Below are 332 nucleotides of genomic sequence, written 5' to 3'. Positions count from 1 at the left end.
GGAAGTAGCTCAGCTTGGTAGAGCACTTGGTTTGGGACCAAGGGGTCGCAGGTTCGAATCCTGTCTTCCCGACCATTAATATTTTGGGGCCTTAGCTCAGCTGGGAGAGCGCCTGCCTTGCACGCAGGAGGTCAGCGGTTCGATCCCGCTAGGCTCCACCAAATAAATTAATGTGTTGACAATATATATATTATTTGATACTATATAAAAGTCGCACATGAGACAATTGTTCTTTGAAAACTAAACAAACAGAATGTCAACAAACAAAAATTATTAGTTTCTTATGAAACTAAGCCAACGTAACAAAATGAGCTAATCAACTTTCTTGGAGA

Annotated in this window: 1 tRNA gene; it reads left to right on the top strand. The window is 41.3% G+C overall.

What is annotated here, in order from left to right:
- Positions 1-85: 85 nt before the first annotated feature.
- Positions 86-161, top strand: a tRNA-Ala gene (locus AC3A54_RS25570).
- Positions 162-332: the final 171 nt, after the last annotated feature.

It is taken from the genome of Neobacillus sp. Soil_C_43, from assembly GCF_057656715.1.
The sequence above is the reverse complement of the archived record's forward strand: the minus strand, read 5'-3'. Positions and strand labels throughout refer to the sequence as shown.